This is a genomic window from Patulibacter sp. NPDC049589 (assembly GCF_040675535.1).
Classification (GTDB): Bacteria; Actinomycetota; Thermoleophilia; order Solirubrobacterales; family Solirubrobacteraceae; genus Patulibacter.
Genome location: NZ_JBFAPC010000086.1, coordinates 1 through 23,989 on the forward strand (window position 1 = coordinate 1; position 23,989 = coordinate 23,989).

Annotated in this window: 20 protein-coding genes; 9 read left to right on the forward strand and 11 right to left on the reverse strand. The window is 75.0% G+C overall.

The window, feature by feature from the left end; genetic code table 11:
• Positions 1-180 precede the first annotated feature (180 nt).
• Entirely contained in the window at positions 181-993 is an 813-nt protein-coding gene (locus tag AB0L40_RS16230) for a hypothetical protein (protein WP_364356504.1), read from the reverse strand.
• A 139-nt stretch (positions 994-1,132) separates the two neighbouring features.
• Between AB0L40_RS16230 and AB0L40_RS16235 the strand changes: the two genes are divergently transcribed.
• A complete protein-coding gene (locus tag AB0L40_RS16235) occupies positions 1,133-1,267 on the forward strand; it encodes a hypothetical protein (RefSeq protein ID WP_364356507.1) in 135 nt (44 codons plus the stop codon).
• 660 nt (positions 1,268-1,927) lie between these two features.
• Here AB0L40_RS16235 and AB0L40_RS16240 read toward each other — a convergent pair.
• From AB0L40_RS16240 to AB0L40_RS16250, 3 genes are all read right to left on the reverse strand, one after another.
• Entirely contained in the window at positions 1,928-3,184 is a 1,257-nt protein-coding gene (locus AB0L40_RS16240; RefSeq protein WP_364356510.1) for an MFS transporter, read from the reverse strand.
• Positions 3,185-3,283: 99 nt separating this feature from the next.
• Positions 3,284-4,285 carry a serine hydrolase gene (locus AB0L40_RS16245; RefSeq protein ID WP_364356513.1) on the reverse strand — a complete coding sequence of 334 codons (1,002 nt, stop codon included), beginning with the start codon at positions 4,283-4,285 and terminating at the stop codon, positions 3,284-3,286.
• Between the two features lie 72 nt (positions 4,286-4,357).
• Positions 4,358-5,902 (reverse strand): LCP family protein, encoded by a 1,545-nt coding sequence (locus AB0L40_RS16250; protein WP_364356516.1) that lies wholly within the window; start codon positions 5,900-5,902, stop codon positions 4,358-4,360.
• 186 nt (positions 5,903-6,088) lie between these two features.
• On the opposite strand from AB0L40_RS16250, the gene AB0L40_RS16255 reads away from it, so the two are divergent.
• Both AB0L40_RS16255 and AB0L40_RS16260 read left to right on the forward strand, forming a co-directional pair.
• Positions 6,089-6,508, forward strand: a complete 420-nt coding sequence (locus AB0L40_RS16255; protein WP_364356519.1) for a thioesterase family protein — start codon at positions 6,089-6,091, stop codon at positions 6,506-6,508.
• Positions 6,505-7,740, forward strand: coding sequence for a M28 family peptidase (locus tag AB0L40_RS16260; protein WP_364356522.1), 1,236 nt, complete (start codon positions 6,505-6,507; stop codon positions 7,738-7,740). Before AB0L40_RS16255 ends, AB0L40_RS16260 begins: the two co-directional genes overlap by 4 nt.
• A 12-nt stretch (positions 7,741-7,752) precedes the next feature.
• On the opposite strand, the gene AB0L40_RS16265 is transcribed toward AB0L40_RS16260, so the two are convergent.
• Together AB0L40_RS16265 and AB0L40_RS16270 are read right to left on the reverse strand one after the other, a co-directional pair.
• Positions 7,753-8,682: an alpha/beta hydrolase gene (locus AB0L40_RS16265; protein WP_364356525.1), complete on the reverse strand. Its 930-nt coding sequence runs from the start codon at positions 8,680-8,682 to the stop codon at positions 7,753-7,755.
• Between the two features lie 130 nt (positions 8,683-8,812).
• Complete coding sequence (locus AB0L40_RS16270) at positions 8,813-9,016, reverse strand: cold-shock protein (RefSeq protein ID WP_026910419.1); 204 nt, start codon at positions 9,014-9,016, stop codon at positions 8,813-8,815.
• 271 nt (positions 9,017-9,287) lie between these two features.
• Between AB0L40_RS16270 and AB0L40_RS16275 the strand changes: the two genes are divergently transcribed.
• Complete coding sequence (locus AB0L40_RS16275) at positions 9,288-10,313, forward strand: MBL fold metallo-hydrolase (protein ID WP_364356529.1); 1,026 nt, start codon at positions 9,288-9,290, stop codon at positions 10,311-10,313.
• Here AB0L40_RS16275 and AB0L40_RS16280 read toward each other — a convergent pair.
• Positions 10,288-10,554, reverse strand: coding sequence for a hypothetical protein (locus AB0L40_RS16280; protein ID WP_364356532.1), 267 nt, complete (start codon positions 10,552-10,554; stop codon positions 10,288-10,290). The two genes, AB0L40_RS16275 and AB0L40_RS16280, sit on opposite strands and share 26 nt — an antisense overlap.
• 199 nt (positions 10,555-10,753) lie before the next feature.
• On the opposite strand from AB0L40_RS16280, the gene AB0L40_RS16285 reads away from it, so the two are divergent.
• Together AB0L40_RS16285 and AB0L40_RS16290 are read left to right on the forward strand one after the other, a co-directional pair.
• On the forward strand, positions 10,754-14,404 hold the full coding sequence (locus AB0L40_RS16285; protein ID WP_364356535.1) for a hypothetical protein: 3,651 nt from the start codon (positions 10,754-10,756) through the stop codon (positions 14,402-14,404).
• Between the two features lie 9 nt (positions 14,405-14,413).
• Complete coding sequence (locus tag AB0L40_RS16290) at positions 14,414-15,568, forward strand: iron-containing alcohol dehydrogenase (protein ID WP_364356538.1); 1,155 nt, start codon at positions 14,414-14,416, stop codon at positions 15,566-15,568.
• A 10-nt stretch (positions 15,569-15,578) separates the two neighbouring features.
• Here the strand turns inward: AB0L40_RS16290 and AB0L40_RS16295 are convergent, their stop codons facing one another.
• The 4 genes from AB0L40_RS16295 to nhaA all read right to left on the reverse strand — a co-directional run bounded on the left by AB0L40_RS16295 (position 15,579) and on the right by nhaA (position 20,217).
• Positions 15,579-16,301: an aminoglycoside phosphotransferase family protein gene (locus tag AB0L40_RS16295; protein ID WP_364356541.1), complete on the reverse strand. Its 723-nt coding sequence runs from the start codon at positions 16,299-16,301 to the stop codon at positions 15,579-15,581.
• Positions 16,302-16,466: 165 nt separating this feature from the next.
• Entirely contained in the window at positions 16,467-17,147 is a 681-nt protein-coding gene (locus AB0L40_RS16300; protein ID WP_364356544.1) for a TetR/AcrR family transcriptional regulator, read from the reverse strand.
• Positions 17,148-17,228: 81 nt separating this feature from the next.
• A complete protein-coding gene (locus AB0L40_RS16305; protein WP_364356547.1) occupies positions 17,229-17,627 on the reverse strand; it encodes a hypothetical protein in 399 nt (132 codons plus the stop codon).
• A gap of 667 nt (positions 17,628-18,294) precedes the next feature.
• A complete protein-coding gene (gene nhaA / locus AB0L40_RS16310; protein WP_364356550.1) occupies positions 18,295-20,217 on the reverse strand; it encodes a Na+/H+ antiporter NhaA in 1,923 nt (640 codons plus the stop codon).
• 204 nt (positions 20,218-20,421) lie between these two features.
• On the opposite strand from nhaA, the gene AB0L40_RS16315 reads away from it, so the two are divergent.
• The 3 genes from AB0L40_RS16315 to AB0L40_RS16325 all read left to right on the forward strand — a co-directional run bounded on the left by AB0L40_RS16315 (position 20,422) and on the right by AB0L40_RS16325 (position 23,808).
• Complete coding sequence (locus tag AB0L40_RS16315) at positions 20,422-21,024, forward strand: sulfite oxidase-like oxidoreductase (RefSeq protein ID WP_364356553.1); 603 nt, start codon at positions 20,422-20,424, stop codon at positions 21,022-21,024.
• A gap of 119 nt (positions 21,025-21,143) precedes the next feature.
• On the forward strand, positions 21,144-21,899 hold the full coding sequence (locus tag AB0L40_RS16320) for an FAD-binding oxidoreductase (RefSeq protein ID WP_364356559.1): 756 nt from the start codon (positions 21,144-21,146) through the stop codon (positions 21,897-21,899).
• A gap of 193 nt (positions 21,900-22,092) precedes the next feature.
• Positions 22,093-23,808, forward strand: a complete 1,716-nt coding sequence (locus tag AB0L40_RS16325; protein WP_364356556.1) for an FAD-dependent oxidoreductase — start codon at positions 22,093-22,095, stop codon at positions 23,806-23,808.
• Positions 23,809-23,989: the final 181 nt, after the last annotated feature.

The window sequence follows — 23,989 nt, forward strand, 5'->3', positions numbered from 1 at the left end:
ATCGCGCGGGCGCCGAACGCCCGCGGCCCGACCGCCATCAGGGTCGCCGAGTCGAGGGGGGGGGGGGGGGGCGGGCCCCCCCGGCCCCCCCCGGGAGGGCCGGGTGGCGGGGGGGGGGGCACCCCCGCCCGCGGGGGCCCCGCGGGCGGCCCGGGGCGGGGGGGCCGCCCCGGGACGCCGTCACCAGACCAGCGCGCGTGGCCGCAGCGGGCCGCCGCCCGGGCCGAACGTGGTGCTGCGGATCACCGGCAGGCCGACGTCGCGGGGGTCGAGGCCGTCGGGGTCCGGCGACGCCGGGACGAGGAGGCGGACCGGGTGCAGGCCGAGCGAGGCGATGGTCGCGGCCAGGGCGTCGAGTCCCGGTGAGCGGTCCGGGACGCCGAGGGCGCGATCGGCGGGCGCCGCGTCGTCGGGGTGCGGGCGGGAGAGGGCGTCGTCCACGCGGTGGTAGACGAGGATGCCGGCGCCGTCCTCGCGCAGCCGGCGGAACGCGCGGACCAGCTGCAGGTCGTCCGCCCCGGTGTTGCCGCTCCGGCCGAGCGAACGGGCCCCGTCGCGCTGGGCCCCGTCGCCCTGGGGGCCGTCGGTCAGGGTCGGTGGGACGTCCGCGCCCGACCGATCCGGCGCGATACGGGCGCCCGGTGCGCCCGATCGAGCCGGCGCGATGCCGGCGCCCGGCGCCGCGGCCCGCGGCCGCCCGCGGTGCAGGCGGACGAGCGGCGCGATCGAGGACAGCGGGTCGCCGATCAGTGCCACCACGCTCGTCACGCCGCGGGGCTGCCCGAGGACCGGGACGAGCCGGACGTCGCCGAGGCCGAACGCGGCGAGCGGCAGGAGCGGGTGACCGTCGGGCAGGGGCTCGGCGGGCCCACCCACCGACGCGTGCCCGTCCCCCAGCGCGTGCCCGTCCGCCGACGCCGATCCGGCCCGGTCCGCCCGCGCGTCCCCGCGGCGGTCCACGGTCGTGACGGGGGCGAGCTGAGCGGTGCGCATAAGGGGGTCACGAACAGTAAAGCAGGAAAGCCGATCCGAATTGCAAGTTAAGGCGATCCGGGAGCTGGCGTCGTCGTGCTCGGGCCGATCCGCGGGCCGCCCTTGACTTCAAGCGCTTGAGGTTTCGCGTACGGCCCCCATGACGTCCACGACGACCCGGGACCGCCCGGTCCGACTGCCGATCCGGGAGGTCGCGCGGCGCACCGGCTTCAGCGAGCCGACGCTCCGGACGCTCGCCGACACGGCCCGGAGCCTGCTGGCGCTGGGCGCCTGAGGGAGACCGCGGGGCCGGCCGGTAGGGGTCGGTCGATCGTCGGCCAGGGGGGTGTCGGTCATCGACCGTGCCGCGGCTGCGTCGGGGCGGTCGTCGGGGGTCGGTCGACCGTCGGCCACAGGGTGTCCGTGATCGACCGCGCCGCGCCCCCTCGCCACTCGACTGAGGGGGTCGGTCGATCGTCGGGCGTCCGTCATTGACCGCGCCGCCGCCACGTCGGCGCTTGGTCGTCGGGGGGTCGGTCGATCGTCGGGTGTCCGTCATTGACCGCGCCGCCGCCACGTCGGCGCTTGGTCGTCGGGGGGTCGGTCGATCGTCGGCCAGGGGGTGTCCGTCATTGACCGCGCCGCCGCCACGTCGGCGCTTGGTCGTCGGGGGGTCGGTCGAGCGTCGGCCACGTGGTGTCCGCGATCGACCGTGCCGCCGTCACGCGGGCGCTTGGTCGCCGGGGGTCGGTCGATCGTCGGCCACGGGGTGTCCGTCATCGACCGCGCCGCGCCGCCACTCGCCCGACGGGGTCGGTCGATCGTCGGCCACACGGTGTCCGCAATCGACCTCGGCCCCCGCCGCCCCGGATGCGCCCCGCCCTCAACGTACCCGGGCGTGATCGCCCGCGCCCCCCGCGCCCTCGACCCACCCGAGCCCGGATCCCTCCTCCCCTCAGTCCCCCGTCGCCGCCGCCCCGCCCCGTTCCCGCGCCCGGCCCGCCGACCAGGCGAACCAGATCCACGAGAGCAGGCCGACCAGGGAGATGCCGCCGCCCAGCGCGCAGACCGCGTCCCAGCCGCCGGCGCCCCAGACGATCGAGGACGCGGTGGAGCCCGCGACGCCGCCGAGGAAGTAGGCGACCATGTAGGCCGTCGTGATCCGGCTGCGGGCGTCGGGGCGCAGGGCGTAGATCGTGCTCTGGTTGGTGATCTGGAGGCCCTGGACGGCGAAGTCCATGACGATGATCCCGACGACGAGCAGGACGACCGAGGTGCCGCCGAGCTCGAGCAGCACCCACGAGACGGCGAGGGCGACGAGGGAGCCGGTGGTCGCGTGCCGGCCGTGGCCGGCGTCGCTCAGCCGCCCGGCGACCGGGGCCATCGCGGCGCCCGCCAGGCCGGCGAGGCCGAACAGGCCGATCGCGCCGTCGCCGTAGCCGAACGGCTCGCGCGAGAGGAGGAAGGCGATCGAGGTCCACAGGACGCTGAAGACCGCCATGCCGATCGCGCCGAGCCACATGCGGCGCCGCAGCTCGGCCTCCTCGCCCACGAGCGTCACGACGGACCGCAGGAGCGCGCCGTAGCGCGCCCGCGCCGGACCCTCGGTCGCGACGGGCGGCGGCGCGTCGGGCAGGAAGCGCCAGAGGACCGCGGCGAGCAGGAGCATGGCCCCCGAGGCGACGGCGAAGACCAGGCGCCAGCCCCCGACCTCGGCGATCAGGCCGCTGAGCGTCCGCGCCAGCAGGATGCCGACGAGCAGGCCGCTCATGACGGTGCCGACGATCCGGCCGCGCTCCTCCTCGCCCGCCAGCGACGAGGCCAGCGGGACGACGACCTGGGCGACGGCGGTCGCGACGCCCACGACGACGAGGGCGGCGGCGAGGACGGCGAGTCCGGGCGCGACGGTGCTGCCGATCTGGCCGATCGCCGCGATCACGAGCAGCGCGACGATCATGCGCCGCCGCTCGAGCAGGTCGCCGAGCGGGACGAGGAACGCCAGGCCGAAGACGTAGCCGACCTGGCTGGCCGTCACGAGGAGCCCGGCCGTCGACGAGCTGACGTGGAACGCGGCGGCGATCGTGTCGAGCAGCGGCTGCGCGACGTAGAGGTTCGTGACCGCGACGCCGCACGTGACCGCGAGCAGGACGACCAGCCGGCGGTCCATCCGTTCGGCGGGCGCGGGAGACGGGTCCGGGACGGCGGGCGGCACCCACCGATGGTTGCAGGGTGCACGATCAGGGGCGGCCGGGTGGCTCCCGGCCGCGGACCCCGCGCCCCGACCGTGGAGGCGGTCCGCAGCGCGGCCTCCTCAGCGTGCCGCGTTGCTCACGCCCAGCGCCCGGAAGCCGCGGTCCAGCAGCGCCTCGGCCTGGCGGCCGATGTCCGGCGTGTTCAGCAGCACGACGACCAGCCGGTGGCCGCCGCGGGTCGCGGCGCCGACGAACGTCTTTCCCGCCGCGTCGGTGTAGCCCGTCTTCAGGCCCAGCGTGCCCGGGTAGTGGTCCTTGAGCAGCGGGTTGTGGTTCTGCAGGAAGAGCTTGCGGCCCTTGATCGGGAACGGCCGGATCGCCTGGTTGGTGGCGACGATCTTCGCCAGGCGCGGCTGGTCGAGGACCGCGCGGGCGAGCACGGCGAGGTCCACGGCGCACGAGCGGTTCTTGGCGTCGCGCTGGCGCAGGGTCTCCTCGAACCCGCTCGGGGAGTCGAAGGTGGTGCAGTGCAGCCCGAGCGCGTCGGCCTGCGAGTTCATCATCGTCACGAAGTCCTGGACGCTGCCCCCGACGTGCTCGGCGAGCGCGACGGCGGCGTCGTTGCCGGACGGCAGCAGCAGGCCGTAGAGCATCGTCTCGAGCTGGACGTTCTTGTAGAGCGGCAGCAGGCCGACGCGCGAGCCCTGAGCGGCGACGGCGGCGCGCGAGATCCGCACCCGCTCGGTCGGCTTGCTGTGGCCGTTGACCACCAGGGCGGTCATGAGCTTCGTGACGCTGGCGATCGGCAGGGACCTCGTCGCGGCCTTCGACCACAGGACCTTGCCGGAGTCGAGGTCGGCGACGAGGCCGGCGCGCGGCTCCTTGCGCAGCGGCGAGACGAAGCCCGGGGCGCTGCCGTCCCTGGCGGCCTGGAGCTTCAGCGGGACGGCGAGGGGCGCGACGACCGGCGGGCCGTTGACGGCCTGCATGGGCGTCCGGGCGACGGTCGGGGCGTCGTCGTCGTCGCCCGAGGACGCGGTGACGCCCGCGACGCCGCCTCCGCAGCCGGAGAGGACCGCGCCCACCAGGAGCGCGAGGAGCAGGGGGACCGCACGCCGCACGGCCGAGAAGGATGCCCGATCGGCGGGCGCTCGGCGCCGCATGCAGGACGCCGCCCGCGCGGGCGTTGCGGACTACTGCCCGGACGACGCGCGGTACGGCACGAGGCTGCGGGCGATCGCGCGCATCTCGTTGTTCGTCAGGCTGTTCTTCAGGCTGTTGTTGATCCAGTACGTGCCGTTCGGCGTCGACCAGATCAGTCGCCGGATGCGGGCCCCGTCGTACTCGATGCGCCACTTGCGGCCGGCGAGGGTGACCTCGTCCGTGGCGAGCTCCAGGACCGGCGGCTTCTTCCAGGACGTCCCCTGGATGCCGTAGTACTGGCCGATGCCGCCGCGCGCGCCGTCGACCGCGACGACGAGGCGGTAGCCCTGCCACGGGAAGGAGCGCCCGTTGGCCGAGGCGATGTCGTAGCCGCGGGAGTAGTCGTCCTTGTAGACCGCGCCGTTCTGGACGAGCTTCGGGAGGTAGATCGGGGCGGCGGTGAAGTTCTTGGCGATGCCGCTGTTGCGGATCGACACCGCGGCCGCCGACGCGTTGGCCGTCAGCGTCGCGGGGATCTTCGGCGCGGCCTTCTTCTTGCGCTTGCCGCTCGCCGTGCGGGTGGGCTTCGCGTCGTCCTGCGACGGCTTGGACTTCGGCGTCGACCCGGGGTGCAGGAAGCGGCGCGCGGCGGTCGCGAGGTCCGCGGGCGTCGTCTGCAGCGCGCCCTCCTTCGTGTCCGTCGTGTCCAGGGTGATCCGCTTGGTCGGCTTGCCGACGACGTTCAGGCCGAGCTTGACGACGCCGAGCAGGCCGCGCGCCTTGCGGATGTCGGTGTCGACGAAGCCGAGGATCGTCTTGGCGAGCTTCGTGCCCTCGGTGATCAGCTTCGACGCGGCGATCTGTGCCCGGGCCTCGGCGAGGTAGTGCGCCTGGCGGGCCTCGCGGACGACGTCGTTGTCGAGGTGGCGGAAGCGGACGTAGCTCAGCGAGTCCTCGCCGCAGAGCCGCTGGTAGCCGGCGGGGACGTCGATCGCGGCGTACGGCTCGTTGCCGCCGCCCGCCGGCGGGTTGTTGTCGTTGTAGTACTTGCGGTCGACGTCGACGTAGAAGCAGCCGAACGCCTTGACCGCCGCCGAGAACGCCGAGAAGCGGATCGAGACGTAGTGGTTGATCTCGAACGGCTCCTGCGGCGTGGAGAGGATCCGCTTGAGCTGGACGATCAGGCCGGCCGGGCCCTTGCCGACGTTCGACGCGTTCAGCCGCGCGGACGAGCCGCCGGCGACGATCAGGTCGCGCGGCAGCGACAGCATCGACGTGACCTTCGCGTCCTCGTCGAGGCGCACGAGGATCATCGTGTCGGAGCGCTGACCGCTCTCCTCGCCGATGCGCGCGTCGTCGCCGACGAGCAGCATCGTCTGGGGCTTGCCGGCCTGCACGTCGTCGAGGACGCCCTTGGCCTCCTTCGACGCCTTGGTCTCCGGTGGAAGGGCGGAGACGAGCGTCGTGGCCTCGTGTTGGATCGTCGCGGCGACGACGGCGCCGGCGATGATCAGGACGACGATCCCGGCCAGCAGGAAGCGCAGCGCGAACGTGGTGCCGGGGCTCGGCGGGCGGAGGTCGGACGGCGTGCTCATCGAAGGAAGCGGTCCGTGGGGTCCGGCGTCCCCGGCCCGCCGGAGCGGGTGGGGGCGGGGGCGCGCGCAGCGCTGCGGGGACGGGCGACGTCCACGGGTCCGCAGCGACGGTAGCGCACCTCGCCGTGCCGACGGGCAGGTCGGCCGTCACCCCGGCCCGCCTCCGCGACCGCTAGCGTCGCGTTGATGACGACCGATCGCGGCCACGTGACGCGCGTGACCATCCCGCTGCGACACCGCGACATGGACACGCTCGGGCACCTCAACCAGTCGATGTACCACGTGTTCCTGGAGGAGGCTCGCGCCAAGGTCCTGTTCGATCTCCTGGGCGAGGGGGAGATCCGCTACGTGCTCGCCCGCGTGGAGCTCGACCACCGTCACGAGGTCCGGATGAGCGACGTCGCGGTCCACGCCGAGGCGTGGGTCTCGCACGTCGGCCGGTCGAGCGTGCGGCTCGGCACCCGAGTCGTCGTGGGCGACGACGACCTCGTCGCCGCGGAGGGCTCGACGGTCATGGTCGGCTGGGACCGCGAGCGCCGCGGCTCGCGCCCGTTGGACCCCGACGAGCGGGAGCTCCTGCTGGCGGCGCAGGGGGTCGCGTCGTGAGCGCGGCGGGCGAGGTCGACCGCACCGTCCTGCGCGACGTCGTCGAGACGCTGGCGCCGTGGGACCGTCGCGCCGGGTCGACGGACGAGCACCGCGCGGCGGACTGGATCGCCGAGCGGCTCACCCGCGCGGGCGCGCCCGCGCACGTGGAGGACGCGACGTTCCTCGACGGCTACGCGCCGATGATCGGCGCGCTGGCCGCGGTCGGCGTGGCCGCCGGCGTGCTCGGCCAGACGCGGCCGGGCCGCCGCCTGGCGATCGCCGCCGGGGCCCTGGCGGCCGCCGCGATCGTGGACGACGTCTCCAACGGCCCGCGCGTCGCCCGCCGCGCGACGCGCAAGCCTAAGCCGACGTGGAACGTCGTCGCCGAGGCCGGCGACCGCAACGCCGAGCGCACGCTCGTCGTGATGGCCCACCACGACGCCGCCCCGGGCGGCGCGATCTTCGACCAGACCGTCCAGCGTCTGGCGCAGGACAAGATCCCGGGCCTGTTCGAGCGGGTCGACACCGCCGTGCCGGTCTGGTGGCCCGTCGTCGGCGGCCCGGCGCTGGCGGCGCTGGGCGCGAAGCTGCGCCGCCGGAAGCTCGGGCTGTTCGGCGCGGCGATGAGCGCCGGCAGCGTCGCCGCGATGGCCGACATCGCGCGCTCCCCGATCGTCCCGGGCGCCAACGACAACCTCTCCGCCGTCGCGGCGCTCGTCGGGCTCGCCGAGCGGCTGCGCGACGCCGAGGCCGCGGGCGACGGCGTGGGCGTGCGGGTGCTGCTCGTGTCCTGCGGCGCCGAGGAGGTCATCCAGGGCGGGATCTACTCGTTCGCCGAGTCGTGGTTCCCGCGGCTGGATCGCGAGCAGACGTGGTTCCTCAACCTCGACACCATCGGCTCGCCGGAGCTCGTCTCGATCGAGGGCGAGGGACCGATCGTGATGGAGGACTACCACTGGCGGTCCTTCCGCGACCTGATCGAGCGGGTCTCCTGGCGCGAGGGCGTGCCCGTCCGCCGCGGGATGCGCGCGCGCTCGAGCACCGACGCGGTGGTCCCGTCCCGCGCGGGCTACCCGACCGCCTGCCTGGTCTCGTTCGACCGCGCCAAGGCGATGCCGAACTACCACCTGCCGACGGACGTCCCGGAGAACCTGGACTACGACACGATCGCCCGCGCGGTGATCCTGGCGGAGGCCGTCGCGCGCGAGCTCGCCGGCGACGCCGGGCAGTCGGGCGTGACGACGGGCTGAGCGGGCCGGGCCTCAGGCCGGCACGGCCGCCGACCGCCCCGCGGCCTGCACCGCGGCGATCGCGCGCAGGAGCTCCGGGTTGAACGTCTGCGGCAGCATCGTCACCGCGCCGTGGGTGCCCGGGGCCTCGAACGTCGGGACGCCGCCGAGGCTCGCGGCCAGGGCGCGCTGCTTGGCCGGGGGGACCGAGGTGTCGTCGCGGGTGACGACCACGGCGGACGGGACGCTCAGCGCGCCGTTCCACGGGCGGGAGTCGAAGCGGCCGAGCTCGCGGCCCGCCTCGGCGAGCGCAACGGCCGATCCGCGCGCGAGCTCGCCGGCCTGCCAGGTCGGGGCGACGGCGCCGTCGTCACCCATCAGGGTCGTGACGCGGCGCCAGATCGCCTCGGGGGACAGGCTGAGCGCGAGCCGGAGGGCGGTCATCGCGCTCCAGAGCACGCGCAGCTTCGGCTCGGACCACTCGTTCGCGGTCGCGCAGAGGACGATCCCGGACGTCACGTCGGCGTGGTCGCGCGCGACGAGCTGCGCGACGGCGCCGCCCAGCGAGTAGCCGACGACCAGCGCCGGGGCGGCGTCGAGCTCGCGCAGGACGGCGGCGGCGTCGTCCGCGCAGTCCTGGAGCCGGAACGGGTCGGGGGAGCGCAGGCCGCGCCCGTGCCCGCGGTGGTCCAACGCGATGACGCGATGGCCGGCGTCGTGCAGGGGGTCGTAGGTCGTGTACCAGTTGAGGTCCGACGCGAACATCCAGCCGTGGAGCAGCAGGACGGCGGGGCGGTCGGGCTCGCCGGTGTCGCGGACGAAGAACTCGCCGCGGCCGGGAACGTGCAAGATCCTGCCCGGCGGCAGCGCGAGCGGGGGCTCCGGCGCGTCGTGGGGGCCGGCGTCGGCGTCGGGGGTGCGTCCGAGGCGGGAGAGGGCCGAGGCGGCGATCGAGCGGGCCATCGGGCGACGGTACCCGGCGCGGGGTGCCCGCAGTCGCCCCGGAGAACGCGGAAGGCCCGCCGATGGCGGGCCTTCCGTTCACTGCTTGCGATCCCGGCTGAAACGCCGGGGCCGCGAAAGTCGGGGTGTCTTAGATGACGTCGACGTTCGTGGCGTTGGGGCCCTTCGGGCCCGTCTCGGCGTCGAAGGAGACCTTCGCGCCCTCAGCAAGGGTCTTGAAGCCCGTGCCGTTGATGGCCGAGTGGTGGACGAAGAGATCCTTGCCGGCCTCGTCGGGCGTAATGAACCCGAAGCCCTTCTCCTCGTTGAACCACTTAACGGTGCCTGTGGCCATGTGATGTCCCTCCGTGGGGTGTTGTGTTGTGCAACGGCGCGGAGGGTGCTGATGCAACGACTGCGAACGCTGGCACTGCTTCGCCGGACCGGATGGCCCAGCACTGACGGCAAGAGCATGGCACAAATCGGCGGGAGTGCAAGACGGATCCCCTTTCGGGGACGGGCGGCGAGCCGATGCGGGCTGCTTCTCGCGTCCTCGGCGGGGCGCCGGCGGGCGTCCGTGGCGGGGGCGCCGGACCGGGACGCTCGTCACGGATAGCGTACGCCCGATGAGCACCTCCCTCTCCGGCGCGGCGGCGGCCTTCGACGGCGGGCTCCGGCCCCTGGGGTCCGGCGTCTTCGCGTGGATCCAGCCGGACGGCGGGTGGGGCGAGTCCAACGCCGGGCTCGTCGTCGGCGACGGCGCGTCGGCGGTGATCGACACCCCGTGGGACCAGCGGCTGGCCCGCGGGATGCTCGGCGCGATGGCGGAGCACACGGACGGCGCGCCCGTCCGGCTGGCGGTCAACACGCACTCCGACGGGGACCACTGGTGGGGCAACGCGGAGCTCCCGGAGAGCACGACGATCGTCACCTCGAAGGAGAGCCTCGCGGCGATGAAGGAGGAGGCGCCGCCGAAGGAGCTCGCCCGCCTGCGGCGCCTGGCGGGGATCTCCGGGAAGGTGCCCGGCCGGTCCGGCGAGATGGGCCGCTACGTCCGGTCGATGCTGGGGCCGTTCGACTTCAAGGGCGTGCAGCTGCGGCTGCCCGAGGAGACGTACGAGGGCCGCTCCACCGAGCACGTCGGGGGCCGCGCGCTCGAGCTCCGCACCGTCGGCCCCGCGCACACGCTGGGCGACCTCGTGGTCCACGTGCCCGACGCGGGCGTCGTCTTCGCGGCGGACATCCTTTTCGTCGGCGTGACCCCCGTCATGTGGGCCGGCCCGGTCTCCAACTGGATCGCGGCGCTCGACCTGCTGCTCGAGCTCGACGCGGACACGATCGTCCCCGGGCACGGACCGGTCTGCGGCCCCGACGGGGTGCGGGCGATGCGCGACTACTGGACGTGGCTGGAGGAGGCCGTGCTGATGCAGCACCGCTTCGGCCACTCCGCCCGGCAGGCGACGCTGGAGATCGTCCGCTCCGACGGGTTCGGCGCCTACCGCGACTGGCTGCTGCCCGAGCGGATGGTCATCAGCGTGACCGCGATGCTGCGGCACATGGCCGGCAAGGGCCGCGTGCCGCACACCGCGGCGATGCGCGCCGCGCTGTTCGACCAGGTGTCGATCGTCAAGCGGACGCTCGCCGAGGCCTGACCCGCAGCGTCGCCGTGCGGCGCGCCACGTGGCCGTCGGGCGCGACGTTCAGCCCCGAACCGTAGCCGCCGAGGAAGATCGAGCGGCTGGTGCTCGGGAGGACCGCGGCGCTGCCGCCGCAGCGGGCCCACGAGAGCGTGTCGGGGCGCTGCGTCGACGGCGAGACGGTCCCCGCCGGGTCCAGCGGGACGGTCGGGTCGAGGAGCCGCGCGTCGCCCCGCTCGGGCCCGATGAACGGCACCTCGCCGCCGGGAAGCGCCTGCAGGTGGGGGAGAAGTTGCCGGTGACCTCCTCCCCGCCGGGCAGCGCGTGAGGGTGCCCACGCCGCCGCCCCGCGACGACGGCCGACCGGGACTCCCGGCGCCGGACGGGACCGGAACGGGACCTCCCGACGCGCCAATCGATTGACGATCCGCGGGCGCGGGTCTACCGTCGCGCCGATGCATCGTCCCCGACCAACCGCTCCGGTCCCGGGGGCCGGTGCGTCGCGCGGCCGATCAGCGGCCGCCGTCCTCGTCCTGACGCTCCTGACGCTCCTGGCGGTCCTCGCGTCCGCCGTCCCCGCGGGCGCCGCGGTCTACCGCAGCCCCGGCTACAAGGGCACGCGCGTCGCCCCGACGACCCTGCCAGCCCCGACCCCGGCGCCCGTGCAGCTCGGCGCCGGCGAGCACCCGCAGGTGCTGGTCGACGCGGCCGGTACGGCGCACGTGATCTGGAACGAGCGGCGCGGGGACGACGCCGACGCCGTGCACTACTGCCGGCTCAAGCGCGGCGCGAAGACCTGCGACGTGCAGCAGACGCTCGTGCCCGACGGCCCCGGCGACGGGCGCCAGAGCCCGCTCTACAACTCCGAGATCGGCACCCCGCGGATCCTCGCCGTGGGCGACCAGATCGCGATCGTCACGCACCGCTACCCCAACCCGGTGCTCGCGCCGAACGGGGAGATCGAGGAGCGCAACACGTGGCTGTTCGTGTCCAACGACGGCGGCGACACGTTCTCGCCCGGCGTCCTGGCGGGCACCAACGAGGACACCGGCGAGCCGACGGTCTTCGGGCCGGTGGGCTCCCCGCGGATCGGGCTGATCTCCGACACGCAGACCGGCGGGCCGTTCTTCCAGGAGCTCAGCGGCGCCCGCTACGAGACCCGCCAGGCGGACCTCGGCGACGACGGCGTCTCCACGAGCCTGGCGCCCGTCGGCGACGCGGTGATGATGGCCACGGGCGACCTGAAGAGCACCGTCCACCTGCGGCAGTGGTCCGGCCAGGGCGAGATCTCCGACCCCGGGGCGTGGTCGGAGTCGACGCTGCCCGGCGACGACCCGCGGCTGGTCGGCGGGCCGAAGGGCCTCTTCCTGATGACCCGCCCCCCGGCCGGCGGTGACCGCCGCTACGCGGTCCGCCCGATCGCGCCCGGAGGCGCGCCCGGCACACCGGTGCCGCTGCCGGGGACGGAGAACGCGTCGGGCCGCGACCTCTTCGAGGACGCCGCCGGGCGCCTGCAGGCCAGCTGGGTCACCACCGAGGCGGACGGCGAGCGCCTGATCCGGCGCAGCGCCGCCGACGGGCGCACGTTCTCCGCCGACCAGGTCCTCCAGCACCCCGCCGAGGGGACGCGGATCCTCGGCACCGACATCGCGAGCGCGGCCGACGGCGGCGGGTTCGCGATCGCGCAGCAGGGCCCGACGCCCGGCGTCGAGGGGCCGATCATGGCCTCGATCTTCGGCACGACGTCGCCGACCGGCAAGGTCGGCCTGGGCGGCGAGCCCGGCGCCGCGCCGGGCCCCGACGTCGTCGACACCTGCCAGAAGCTCTCGTTCGGGGACGTCGACATCCAGGCGTCCGAGGGCTGCCTGCTCGGCTCGACGTCCCGGAACCTCAAGGTCTCCGAGGGCACCGTCCGGCTCAACGGCCTGGACATCGTGCCGTCCGCCGGCGTGAAGATCGTCTTCGACACGAAGGCCAAGACGATCAACACGACCGGCACCGTCCGGATCGTCGCCAACGCGCCGGGGATCCCCTCGATCACGCTCTACAAGGGCGAGCTGCACATCGACCTGAAGCTCGAGACGCAGGACCTCCTGAAGGACGACCCGTCGTCGCCGTGCAAGGGCAAGCGGCTGGCGGACCTGTCCGGGAACGTCGACCTGCTCGGCTTCCCGATCAAGGGCGGCGTGCAGATCTTCCTGACCGACGACGCGGCCTGCATCCCCCTGAACCTCGAGCTGCCCAAGGCGTTCGGCGGCATCCGCGGGTCCGCTGTCCTGCGTGCGACGAACGCCGGCGGCCTGAAGCTCGACACGCTCCACATCGGCGTCCAGCGCGCGTTCGTCGGGCCGCTCCTGATCGAGAACCTGAACGTCGACTACACGGCGGCGGGCGACCGCTGGGTCGGCGAGGCGCAGCTCGGCGTACCGCCCCAGCCGGGCGGCCTGAAGATCAAGGGTCGGGTCGTCTTCCAGGGCGGCGACTTCAAGGAGGGGTCGATCACGGTCGACCCGCCGCCGCCGGGGATCGCGCTCGGACCGTGGCCGGCGTACCTGGCCAGCGTCGGCGGTACCTTCGGGATCGACCCGGTGAAGATCGGCGTCAACGCGTCGGTCGGGATCCTCAACCTCGACCCCGGCAACTACGTGTTCCGGATCAACGGGCAGCTGAAGGTCACGTTCTCCGACCCGGTGGTCTTCGAGCTCCACGGCCAGGGGCTGCTCTACACGTTCCAGATCGCGAACGTGAACTTCCTGCTGAACACCGACGGCTTCCTGAGGCTCGACGGCGGGATCGACATCAACCTGATCGGCGTGTCGCTGAAGGCCGGGGTGAACCTCTTCGTCGACGTCCCCAGCCGCACGTTCTCGGCCGACGTCAAGGGCTCCGGCTGCATCGCGGGCCTCTGCGTCTTCGGCGCCGAGGCCGTGATCTCCAGCAAGGGGCTCGGGGTCTGCGTGACCGACCTCGTCGACCACGGCGCGGGCTACCGCTGGGGCGACGCGATCACCGACGTCGACATCGACCTGCTGTCCTGCCACATGTCCCGGTACCGCGTGGAGCCGCCGCCGGGGGCGGGGCGCGTGGTGCCGGTCGCGCCGGACGGCGGGGGGAGCGGGGGCGCGGCGGACGCCGGCGGGGCCACGGCCGCGGACGGCGCCGGCGGGCGCGCGTCGTCGTCGGGGACGACGGCCACCGCCCGCGCCGCGACGTCCGGGGACGGGAGGACGGCCACCACGCGCGCCGTGACGCCGGGGGGCGGGGGGACCGCCACGACCCGCGCCGTCCCGCCGGGCGGGGCCGCCGTGGCGATCCCGAAGGGGACGACCGTCGAGAACCTCCGCGTCGAGGGCGTCGGCGGCGCCCAGACCCGGGTGGCGCTCGTCTCGCCGTCCGGCGCGCGGATCGAGCCGACGACCGACCCGAAGGCGAAGGGCGCGAAGGCCGTCGCCGCCTACCCGGAGGGCGGCAAGCGCTCGTTCGTCGGCCTGCAGGACCCGGAGGCCGGCGTCTGGCAGGTCGTGCCGCTCGACGGGCAGCCGGCGATCGCGCGCGTCCTCCAGGCCCACGCGGTGCCGCCGCCGCGCGTCACCGCGAAGGTCGGCGGGAAGGCCCGCAAGCGGACCCTGAGCTACCGCGTCACCGCCGGGAACGACCTGCGGACGACGTTCGTGGAGACCGGCCCGGCGGGCTCGCGCAAGCTCGGCGTCGCCAAGGGCGCGAAGGGGACGCTGAAGTTCTCCCCGGCGCCGGGGAAGGCCGGGAAGCGGCGGATCGAGGCGATCGTCGAGCGCGGCGGGATCCCCGAGCTGCGGACGACCGTCGCGAGCTACCGGGCGCCCGCCACCGGCCGGCCGGGGCGCGTCCGCGGCGTGCGCCTCAAGCGCGGCCGGCACTCGCTGCGGGTGACGTGGAAGCGGGCGGACGGGGCGCGGCGCTACGCCGTCCGCGTCGACCTGCCCGACGGTCGCCGGATCCTGAAGATCACGAAGCCGGCGCGGCTGACGCTGACGGGCCTGCCGCGCCGCGGGGCGATCACGGTGCGGATCAGCGGCCGCGACGACCGCGGGAAGGCGGGGAAGACGGCGCGGGCGACGGCGCGGTAGCGTCGCGCCATGCCCCTCGTGCTGCCCGCGACGACGTGGATCGAGCCGGGGGCGCGCCGGCGCGCCGGCGACGAGGCCGCGGCGCTGGGGCGCTCGCGCGCGCTGCTCGTGACCGACGACTTCATCGCCCGCAGCGGCGTCGCGGCCGAGATCGCGGGGGTGCTCGGGGCGGCCGGCCTCGCGGTCGCGATCTTCGACGGCGTCGAGCCCGACCCGACCGACGCCGCGGTCGACGAGGGCCGCGCCGCGCTGGTGTCGCACGAGGCCGACGTCGTCGTCGCGGTCGGCGGCGGCAGCGTCCTGGACGCGGCGAAGACGATCGCCGTGCGCGGCGGCAACCCCGGTCCGTTGCGGCAGTACATGGGCTACCAGCAGCTGCAGGGCGCCGGCCTGCCGGTGATCGCGATCCCGACGACGGCGGGGACGGGCAGCGAGGCGACGCGCGTCGTCGTCATCACCGACACGTCGACGGACACGAAGATGATGCTGCTGGACGACCGGCTGTGCCCGACCGTCGCGCTCGTCGACGTCGAGCTCAGCGCCACGATGCCGCGGCCGCTGACCGCGCACGTCGGGGTCGACACGCTGACCCACGGCATCGAGGCCTACGTCTCGGCCAAGGCGACCGACGAGACCGATCCGCTGGCGATCGCCTGCGTCCAGCGCTGCGGCCTGCACCTCGAGGCCGCGTGGCGCGACGGCGACGACCTCGAGGCCCGCGCCGGGATGGCCCGCGCGGCCTACGAGGGCGGGGCCGCGTTCGCCAACGCCTCGGTCTGCCTGGTCCACGGGATGAGCCGCCCGCTCGGCGCCGTCTTCCACGTCCCGCACGGGCTCTCCAACGCGGTGCTGCTGCCGGCGGTCACCGCGTTCTCGCTGCCGGGCGCGCCGGACCGCTACGCCGGGGTCGCCCGGGCGCTGGGGCTGGCGTACGGGGAGGACGACACCGACGCGGCCGGCCAGGCCCTCCTACGCGGCCTGGAGGACCTCAACCGCCGCCTCGAGGTCCCGCGGCTGCGCGACCTGCCCGGTGTCGACCGCGCGACCTTCGACGCCGCCTTGCCGAAGATGGCCGCCGACGCCCTGGCGTCCGGCAGCCCCGACCGCAACCCGGTGGTGCCCGCGGCGGAGGAGATCGAGGAGCTGTACCGCCGGGCGTGGTGAGGGGGCGGTCCTACGTCCCGGGGTCGGCCGCGAAGACGCGGGCCCACGCCCGGACGTCCTCCGAGGACGCCCGGGTCGGCCCGACGAGGTCGTCGACGTCGCCCGTGCAGATCCGGCTGAGGTCGGCGAGGTCCCACGCGGGGTCGCCGACGAACGGCGTGGGGTCGATGACGACGAGCCCGCGGTCGGCGAGCAACAGGTTGCCGGGGTGGAGATCGCCGTGCAGGAGGACCGCGGGACCGCGGCGGCGCGCGAGCGCGAGAGCCTGGTCCCGCCGATGCGCCCAGGCGGTCCCGCGGCGGGTCGCGTGGTCGAAGATGCGGTCGATCCGGGAGGCGAGCGTCGGCGTCCCCGCGGGTGCCTCGATCGCGTGGAGCGCGCCGACCAGCCGCCCGGCCTCCCCCGTGGTGATCGGCCGGTCGACGGGGCGGAGCGCCTCGAGTCGGAGGGCGCCGGGCACCTCGTCGAGCAGCCGGACGCACCGGTCGGTCGGCGCGTAGAGCCGCAGGGCGGCGGCCTCCTCGCCGCTCCGGCGCTCGTCCGGGGTCAGCTTGAGGACGCCCCGATCGGTCCGGAGGAGCACCGCGGTGTTGCCGCGGTCGATCGGCTCGATCGTCGTGACGCCCCACCGCTCGGCCAGCGACGCGATGCGCTCGGGGAGGGTCTCCCACCACGGGACGACGAGATCGGCGCCGTGACGGACGAGGAGGCGCCGAAGCACGGAGTCGGGCACGCGCACGACGCAACCGTATCCGGGGGCGCGGGGGCCGGCCGCGTCCGGCGGGGACGCTGGCCCGGCGTCCCACGCGGCACGCGGTGCCGGGCGCCCGCGGCCGGGCTGGCGCACGAGTGCCGCTCAGCCGCCGGGCGCGCCGGGCGCGGCGGGCCCGGGCACCGGCTACCGCGCCATGCCGGCGAGCAGGACGTCGGCGAGCGCGTCCGCGTAGGCGCCCACGTCGACCTGCGGATGGCTGTCGACGTAGGCGAGCATCGCGTCGATCGCCCCCTGGTAGGTGACGGCCATGACCCGGGTGTCGAACGGGCGCAGGGAGCCCTCCTCCTGACCGCGCCGGAAGAGCGTCTCCTGCGCCAGGTAGGTGCCCTCGTAGTCGCCGAGGTCGAAGGCGGGCGAGCCGTCGGCGGTCCGCAGGCTGTGGATGATCTGGTTCACCGCCCGCAGCTCCTCGCGGTGCGTCCCGCTGAGCGCCGCGGCCCGTCGGATCGCGGCCCGGATCACGTCGGGCACCGGGGCGGTGAGGTCCAGCTCGGCGGCGATCGCGTCGCGCAGGGCCTCGACCGTGCCGATCACGGCCTGGCGCATCAGGTCGTGCTTGTCGGCGAAGTACCGCCAGAGCAGGCCCTTCGAGACTCCCGCCCGCGCCGCGATCGCGTTCGCGGACGCCCCGTCGAAGCCGCCCTCGGCCACGACGAGGATGGTCGCCCGGATGATCTGCGCGCGCCGCACGTCCTCGCCCAGGCGCCGGCGCGGGGCGGCCGCCGGGCCGCCCGGGGTGGCCGGCCGGGCCTCGCCGGGGGCGTCCGGGTCGGAGAGGGCGTCCTCGCCGCGAGCCGCGGCCATCAGGCGGGCCGGCCGGGGCGGACGACGACCGGGAGCGCCATCAGGCGGGCCGGCCGCGGCGGACGACGACCGGGAGCGCCATCAGGCGGGCCGGCCGCGGCGGACGACGACGGCCAGGAGCGTCATCAGGGCGGCGACGGCGACCATCTCGACCCGCATCCAGTCCGGGAACGTGCCGGGGAGCGCGGCCTCCACGACGTTGACCACCAGCAGCACGACGGCGATGACGGCGAGCGCGCGCAGGGCCCGCCTGCTGCCGTGGCGGGCGGCGCGCAGCCGCAGCGGCAGCAGCACGGCGAACGCGGCGACGATCGCGGCGTGGCCCCACGCGTCGTCGGTGGCCAGCCGCGGCGACGCGGAGGACAGGACCGCCAGGGCGACGATCGTTGCGGCGGTGACGGCGACGTAGAGCCGGATCACCTGCGCCGCGGCGCCGAGGTCGGGGGCGACCTGCGGCCCCGCGTGGGTGGTATTGACCATGCAGTCAATAATGACGACTGATGACCGAGTGGTCAATAGGGCGTTGGCTGTCCCGACGATCGGGGGGTCGGATCGCGGAGATGTTGCATCCACCGTCTCGGCGTGTACGTAGTTGTCGGTAGCGGTTGCTGCAGACGCCGCTGGTTGTACGGTTCGGCCCCCGCTGAGCGCCCGCGCGCGCCGAGGTACGACGGAACGCATCGCGTTCCCCACTGGTTCGGGCCCTCGACGACGGTCGAGGGCCCGAGTCGTTCCCGGGGTGGTTCGGCGGATGGGTGCCGGGCGGGCCTGCTGGCGGGTGCGCGGTGCGCCGGGCGGTCGCCGGTTCGTCTTCGCGGTTCGTCGTCGGGCGTGGGCGCTCGTCCGCCGAGCGTGGCGGGGCGTCCACACGAGGCCGCCCCCGTGGTCGAGAGTGCGCTGCGCCTCCTCCAGGAAGGAGCAGCGCACTCTCGATGGCCGACGCCCGCCCCGCTGCCGCCCCGACCCGCCAGAACCGCCCTCCGGCCGCGGAGCCGCCCTCCGACCCGGGAGCCGCCCTCCGACCGCGGAGCCGCCCCACGACCCGGGAGCCGCCCTCCGGCCGCGGAGCTGCCCCACGACCCGGGAGTCGCCCCACGACCCCGGAGCGCCCGCCCAACTTCCGGGCCGCCTCCGACCCTCCCGCCCCTCAGTCCCCCGCGACCAGCCGCTGCGACTTCGCCCGCGTCTTCGCCGTGCGGACCGCCGCGCGCAGGGCCTCGATGTCGTAGACGCCGTGGTGCCGGCGGCCGTTGATGAAGAACGACGGGGTGCCGGACACGCCGCTCTCGTCCGCGCTGTCGACGTCGCGCTCGATGCGCTTGAGGTACCGGCGCTCGCGCAGATCGCTCGTGAAGCGCTCGACGTCGAGGCCGAGCTCCCGGGCGTGCCCGATCAGGTCCTTCGGCGTGAGCTGCTCCTGGTGCTCGTAGAGGCGGTCGTGCATCTCCCAGAACGCACCCTGGGCGGCCGCGGCCTCCGACGCCTCGGCGGCCATCTGCGCGTGCGGGTGGACGTCCGCCAGCGGCAGGTGGCGGAAGACGTAGCGCAGGTGGTCGGCGCCGGCGTTGGCCATCAGCTCGCGGATCGTCGGCTCCGCGCGGCCGCAGAACGGGCACTCGAAGTCCGCGTACTCGACGACCGTGACGATCGCGTCCGGGTCGCCGCGGACGTGGTCGCGGGCCGGGTCGACGTCGTCGGCGAGGTCGATCAGGGTCTCGGCGACGTTGCCCAGCTGCCGCGCGCGCATCTGGGCCGGCAGGCGGCGCGTGATCGCGAACGCGACCCACGCGGTGACCGGCGAGACGATCGCCGACGCGAGGATGCCGATCTTCGCCTGGTCCAGCAGCTCGCCGTCGTGGAAGGCGAGCGTCGCGATCAGCAGCGACAGCGTGAAGCCGACGCCGGCCGCCGCGCCGGCGCCGGTGAGGATCGGCCACGTGACCGCGGGCCGGGTGCCGCCGAGGACCTTGCGGCTGGCCAGGAAGGACGCCCCGACGATGCCGATCGGCTTGCCGACGACGTAGCCCAGGAAGATGCCGAGCGTGATCGAGGAGCCCGCCGCGGCGGAGAGGACGTCCCCGTCGATCGCGATGCCCGCGTTGGCGAGCGCGAACAGCGGCACGATCACGTAGGTCGTCCACGGGTGCAGGCTGTGCTGGAGCCGCTCGTTCGGCGAGATCGCGCCGGCGATCTTGCGCTGGGCCGCGGTCGCGAGCTCGACGGTCGGCTGCTCGCGGAAGGACCGGGTCAGCTCCGTCGCGCGCTCGAGGTCGTCGCGGTTGGGCGGGTAGGACGTCGTCACCAGGCCGATGGCGAGGCCCGAGATCACGGGGTCGACGCCGGACTGGAACATCGCGAGCCACATGCCGATCCCGACGCCGACGACCAGCGGCGTCCGGCCGCGCGGCACGTAGCGCAGCGCGATCAGGATCGCGAAGAGGAGGATCGCGATCCCGAGGGCGACGAGGGAGACGTCCTCGGAGTAGAAGATGCCGATCACCGCGAGCGCGACGAGGTCGTCGACGACGACCATCGTCAGCAGGAAGACCCGCACGCGGACGGCGGCCGCCGGGGTGACGATCGCCAGCGCGCCGAGCGCCAGGGCGGTGTCGGTCGACATCGCCGCGCCCCAGCCCTCCTGGCCCGGGCCGCCGGCGTTGAAGAGGAAGTAGATGCCGACGGTGCAGGCCATGCCCCCGACCGCGGCCATCACCGGGATGGTCAGGCGGGCCCGCTCGCGCAGCTCGCCCTGGTCGAGCTCGCGCTTGGCCTCGAGCCCGACGACGAGGAAGAACAGCGCCATCAGGCCCTCGTTGACCCAGCCGCGCAGGTCGGTGTGCAGCGCGTGGTCGCCCAGCGTGATCGAGAGGTCGGTCTCCCAGACGTGCTCGTAGGAGTCCGGCCACGGGGAGTTCGCCCAGATCAGCGCGGCGATGGCGGCGAGGACGAGGACGACGGCGCCGCCGGTCTCCGCCTGCAGGAACCCGCGGACCGGGGCGGCGAGGTTGCGCGCCCACGCGGTGCGCTGCGGCGGGGTCGGGTCGGCTGATGGTCGAGGGTCCAGTCGCACCCCTCCGAGGGTAGTCGGCGCCCGGTGGGGTCCCGATGCGCCGGGGGGATGGGGCGGCGGGACGGTCGATGTCCCGATGGCGGTGCCGCGGCGCGTCCGGGCGGAGCGTTCCCGCTCCGACGGGCCGCGACGGCGGGCATGTCACGGTTGTCGGAACGCGCCCTCCGCCCTAAGGTCGGCTGCGCGACCAGAGGACCACTGACCATGACCCCGATCACCCGCGGCTTCCGCGGCCGCCGTCCGGACGTCGACCCGTCCCGGATCCCGCCCGGGCAGCACCACGAGCGCGGCTTCCCCGTGCTGACGGCCGGCCCGACGCCGAAGGTCGACACGGCCACGTGGACGTTCGAGATCGGCGGCCGCACCGACCGCGACGCGATCTTCACGTGGCAGGACCTGATGGCGCTGCCGCAGGAGACGTTCACCGTCGACATCCACTGCGTCACGACGTGGACGAAGCTCGACACCGGCTGGACCGGGGTCTCGGTCGACGCCCTCCTCGACGGGATCTCGCCGCGGTCGGAGTGGGTCACGATCCGCTCCTACGGCGGCTACACGACGAACCTGCCGCTGGCCGACCTGACCGACGGCAAGGCGTGGGTCGTCCACACCTTCGACGGCGAGCCGCTCGAGCCCGCCCACGGCGGCCCCGCGCGGCTCCTGGTCCCACACCTGTACTTCTGGAAGAGCGCCAAGTGGGTGCGCGGCCTGACCTTCACGCCGTCCGAGGAGCCCGGCTTCTGGGAGGAGAACGGGTACCACCGCCGCGGCGACCCGTGGCGCGAGCAGCGGTACTGGAGCGACTGATCCCCGCCCCGGACCCCCAGCCCCCGCTCCCCGGGCCGCAGACCCCGGCCGAGCACGAGACGGCCGAGGCGGTCGCGGCACCCCCGCGCCCGTCCGTCGACTGGCGCCTCGTCACGGTGATGGAGACCGTGCGCGAGACGCCGCGCACCACGACCCTCGTCCTCGACGCGCCCGGCTGGCCCGGCCACCGCGCCGGCCAGCACGTCGACTTCCGCCTGACCGCCGAGGACGGGTACCAGGCGCAGCGCTCGTACTCGATCGCCTCGGCTCCGGAGGACCCCGAGCTGCGGGTCACGGTCGACCGGCTGGAGGACGGCGAGGTCTCGCCGTTCCTCGTCGACGACGTCCTCGCGGGCGACCAGCTCGAGCTGCGCGGCCCGATCGGCGGGCCGTTCACGTGGTCGGTCGACGACGGCGGACCGCTGCTGCTGCTCGCGGGCGGCTCCGGGATCGTGCCGCTGATGGCGATGCTCCGCCACCGCGCCGCCCGCGGGTCCGAGGTCCCGGCGCGCCTGCTGCACTCCGTGCGCGCCCCCAGGGACGCGATCTTCCGGCGCGAGCTGCTCGGGCTCTCCGGTCCGTCCGCCGCAGGCCCCGGCACCGCGTCGCTCGACGTCCGCTGGACCTTCACCCGCGCCGCGCCGCCGGACTGGGACGGCTTCTCCGGCCGGATCGACGCGGCGATGCTCGAGGCGTTCGAGCCCGCCGGCCCGCCCGGGTCCTCGGGCACCGCGCCCGCCGGCCGCGCGCACGACCCGGACGCGCTGGTCTTCGTCTGCGGGCCGACGCCGTTCGTCGAGACCGCGGCCGAGCTCCTCGTCGCCCGCGGCCACGATCCCGGCCACGTCCACACCGAGCGGTTCGGGCCGACATGAGCCGGCTCGCCGATCGCGCCGGGCGGGCCGTGCGCCGGACGTCCGGGCCTGCCGCGCCGCCGCCGCGCCGACCCGCCGGCGGCCGGCCACCCGGCTCGCCCGCCCCGCGCCGCCCCGCCGGCGGCCGGCCACCCGGCCCGTCCGCCCCGCACCCCACGTCCCACCACCCCCACGAGACGAGCACCACCGCCCGATGAGCACCCCGTCCTCTCCGCCCCGCCGCCCCGCGATCGTCGTCGTCGACGACGAGCCGGCCGTCCTGGCCGCGGTCTCGCGCGACCTGCGCCGGGGCTTCGGCGAGCGCTTCCGCATCGTCCGCGCGGGCTCCGGCCCCGAGGCGCTCGGCCTGCTGCGCGAGCTGCGCACCCGCGGCGACCAGGTCGCCCTGCTCGTCGCCGACCAGCGGATGCCGGGGATGTCCGGCACCGAGTACCTCGTCGAGGCCCGCAAGCTCGTCCCCGACGCCAAGCGCGTGCTGCTCACCGCCTACGCGGACACCGAGGCCGCGATCTCCGCGATCAACGAGGTCGCGCTGGACTACTACCTGCTGAAGCCGTGGGACCCGCCGGAGGAGCAGCTCTTCCCGGTCGTCGAGGATCTGCTGACGACGTGGGAGTCCGGCGCGGCGCTCGACGCCGGCGGCGTGCGCGTCATCGGCCACCGCTACTCCAAGGCGTCGCACGACCTGCGCGACTTCCTGGCCCGCAACCGCGTCCCGGCCCGCTGGCTCGACGTCGAGCGCGACGGCGAGGCCCGCGAGCTGCTGTCCGTCATCGGCGTCGGCCAGGACTGCCTGCCGGTCGCGCTCCTGGAGGACGGCGGCGTGATGGAGAAGCCGACGATCCTCGAGCTCGCCGAGCGGCTCGGCGTGTCGAGCACCCCGACCCAGGAGCACTACGACCTGGTCATCGTCGGCGGCGGGCCCGCCGGGCTGGCGGCCGCGGTCTACGGCGCGTCGGAGGGCCTGAAGACCGTGCTCGTCGAGCGTGAGGCGCCGGGCGGGCAGGCCGGCCAGTCGTCGCGGATCGAGAACTACCTGGGCTTCCCCGCCGGGCTCTCCGGGTCCGACCTGGCGCGCCGCGGCACCGACCAGGCACGGCGCCTGGGGGCCGAGCTGCTGACGGTGTCCGACGCGGTCAAGCTCCGCGTCGAGGGCGCCGGCCGCTTCGTCGACCTCGGCAGCGGCGCGTCGCTGTCGGCCACCTGCGTCGTCGTCGCCTCCGGCGTGTCGTACCGCCAGCTCGAGGCCCCGGGCTTCGCCGAGCACACCGGCGCGGGCATCTACTACGGCGCCGCGCTGACCGAGGCGCGTGCGTGCTCCGACCAGCACGTGGTCGTCATCGGCGGCGCCAACTCCGCCGGTCAGGCCGCCGTGTACTTCTCCGGCTACGCGCGGAAGGTCACGATGCTCGTGCGCGGCCCCGACCTCGAGCGGTCGATGTCGCACTACCTGATCGAGCAGCTCGCGGCCCTGCCCAACGTCGAGGTCCGCACCTGTACGTCGGTCGTCTCGGCGGAGGGCGAGGACGGGCACCTCGCGCGGCTGACGGTGCGGATGACGCCGAAGGCGACGACCGGCCCCGCGGGCGGCGGCGTCGCGACCGAGCCGGCGGTGCTCGAGGAGACGATGGACGTCGACGCGTGCTTCGTCTTCATCGGCGCGCAGCCGCGGACCGACTGGCTCGACGGCGTCGTCGCCCGCGACGAGCGGGGCTTCATCCTGGCGGGATCCGACGCCCAGACCGCGGGCTGGGCGCTCCCGCGGGAGCCGTACCTGCTGGAGACCACGGTCCCCGGCGTCTTCGTGGCCGGCGACGTGCGCGCCCGGTCGATCAAGCGGGTCGCGAGCGCCGTCGGCGAGGGGTCGATGTCGGTCTCGCTGGTCCACCAGTACCTCGTGGAGGGGTGAGCGGCATGACCGAGCAGTGGACGGCCTACGGCGGACGGATCGAGGTGGGCGACGGGCCTCCCGGCGCGGCGGCGAACGGCACGACCGCCGCCGGCGTGGCGGGTGCGGATGTGCGTGAGCTCGGGGCGGCTGTCGATGAACCTCGCGAACGCGTCGCTCTTGAAGCACGGCCCGTTGTCGG

What these genes read in the sequence shown, in the direction of transcription:
- AB0L40_RS16275 (WP_364356529.1), top strand. Translation starts at nt 9,288, where the DNA reads ATGAGCACCTCCCTCTCCGGCGCGGCGGCGGCCTTCGACGGCGGGCTC.
- AB0L40_RS16305 (WP_364356547.1), bottom strand. Translation starts at nt 17,627, where the DNA reads ATGGTCAATACCACCCACGCGGGGCCGCAGGTCGCCCCCGACCTCGGC.
- AB0L40_RS16290 (WP_364356538.1), top strand. Translation starts at nt 14,414, where the DNA reads ATGCCCCTCGTGCTGCCCGCGACGACGTGGATCGAGCCGGGGGCGCGC.
- AB0L40_RS16265 (WP_364356525.1), bottom strand. Translation starts at nt 8,682, where the DNA reads ATGGCCCGCTCGATCGCCGCCTCGGCCCTCTCCCGCCTCGGACGCACC.
- AB0L40_RS16270 (WP_026910419.1), bottom strand. Translation starts at nt 9,016, where the DNA reads ATGGCCACAGGCACCGTTAAGTGGTTCAACGAGGAGAAGGGCTTCGGG.
- AB0L40_RS16230 (WP_364356504.1), bottom strand. Translation starts at nt 993, where the DNA reads ATGCGCACCGCTCAGCTCGCCCCCGTCACGACCGTGGACCGCCGCGGG.
- AB0L40_RS16250 (WP_364356516.1), bottom strand. Translation starts at nt 5,902, where the DNA reads ATGAGCACGCCGTCCGACCTCCGCCCGCCGAGCCCCGGCACCACGTTC.
- AB0L40_RS16315 (WP_364356553.1), top strand. Translation starts at nt 20,422, where the DNA reads ATGACCCCGATCACCCGCGGCTTCCGCGGCCGCCGTCCGGACGTCGAC.
- AB0L40_RS16320 (WP_364356559.1), top strand. Translation starts at nt 21,144, where the DNA reads ATGGAGACCGTGCGCGAGACGCCGCGCACCACGACCCTCGTCCTCGAC.
- AB0L40_RS16235 (WP_364356507.1), top strand. Translation starts at nt 1,133, where the DNA reads ATGACGTCCACGACGACCCGGGACCGCCCGGTCCGACTGCCGATCCGG.
- AB0L40_RS16255 (WP_364356519.1), top strand. Translation starts at nt 6,089, where the DNA reads ATGACGACCGATCGCGGCCACGTGACGCGCGTGACCATCCCGCTGCGA.
- AB0L40_RS16325 (WP_364356556.1), top strand. Translation starts at nt 22,093, where the DNA reads ATGAGCACCCCGTCCTCTCCGCCCCGCCGCCCCGCGATCGTCGTCGTC.
- AB0L40_RS16300 (WP_364356544.1), bottom strand. Translation starts at nt 17,147, where the DNA reads ATGGCCGCGGCTCGCGGCGAGGACGCCCTCTCCGACCCGGACGCCCCC.
- AB0L40_RS16285 (WP_364356535.1), top strand. Translation starts at nt 10,754, where the DNA reads ATGCATCGTCCCCGACCAACCGCTCCGGTCCCGGGGGCCGGTGCGTCG.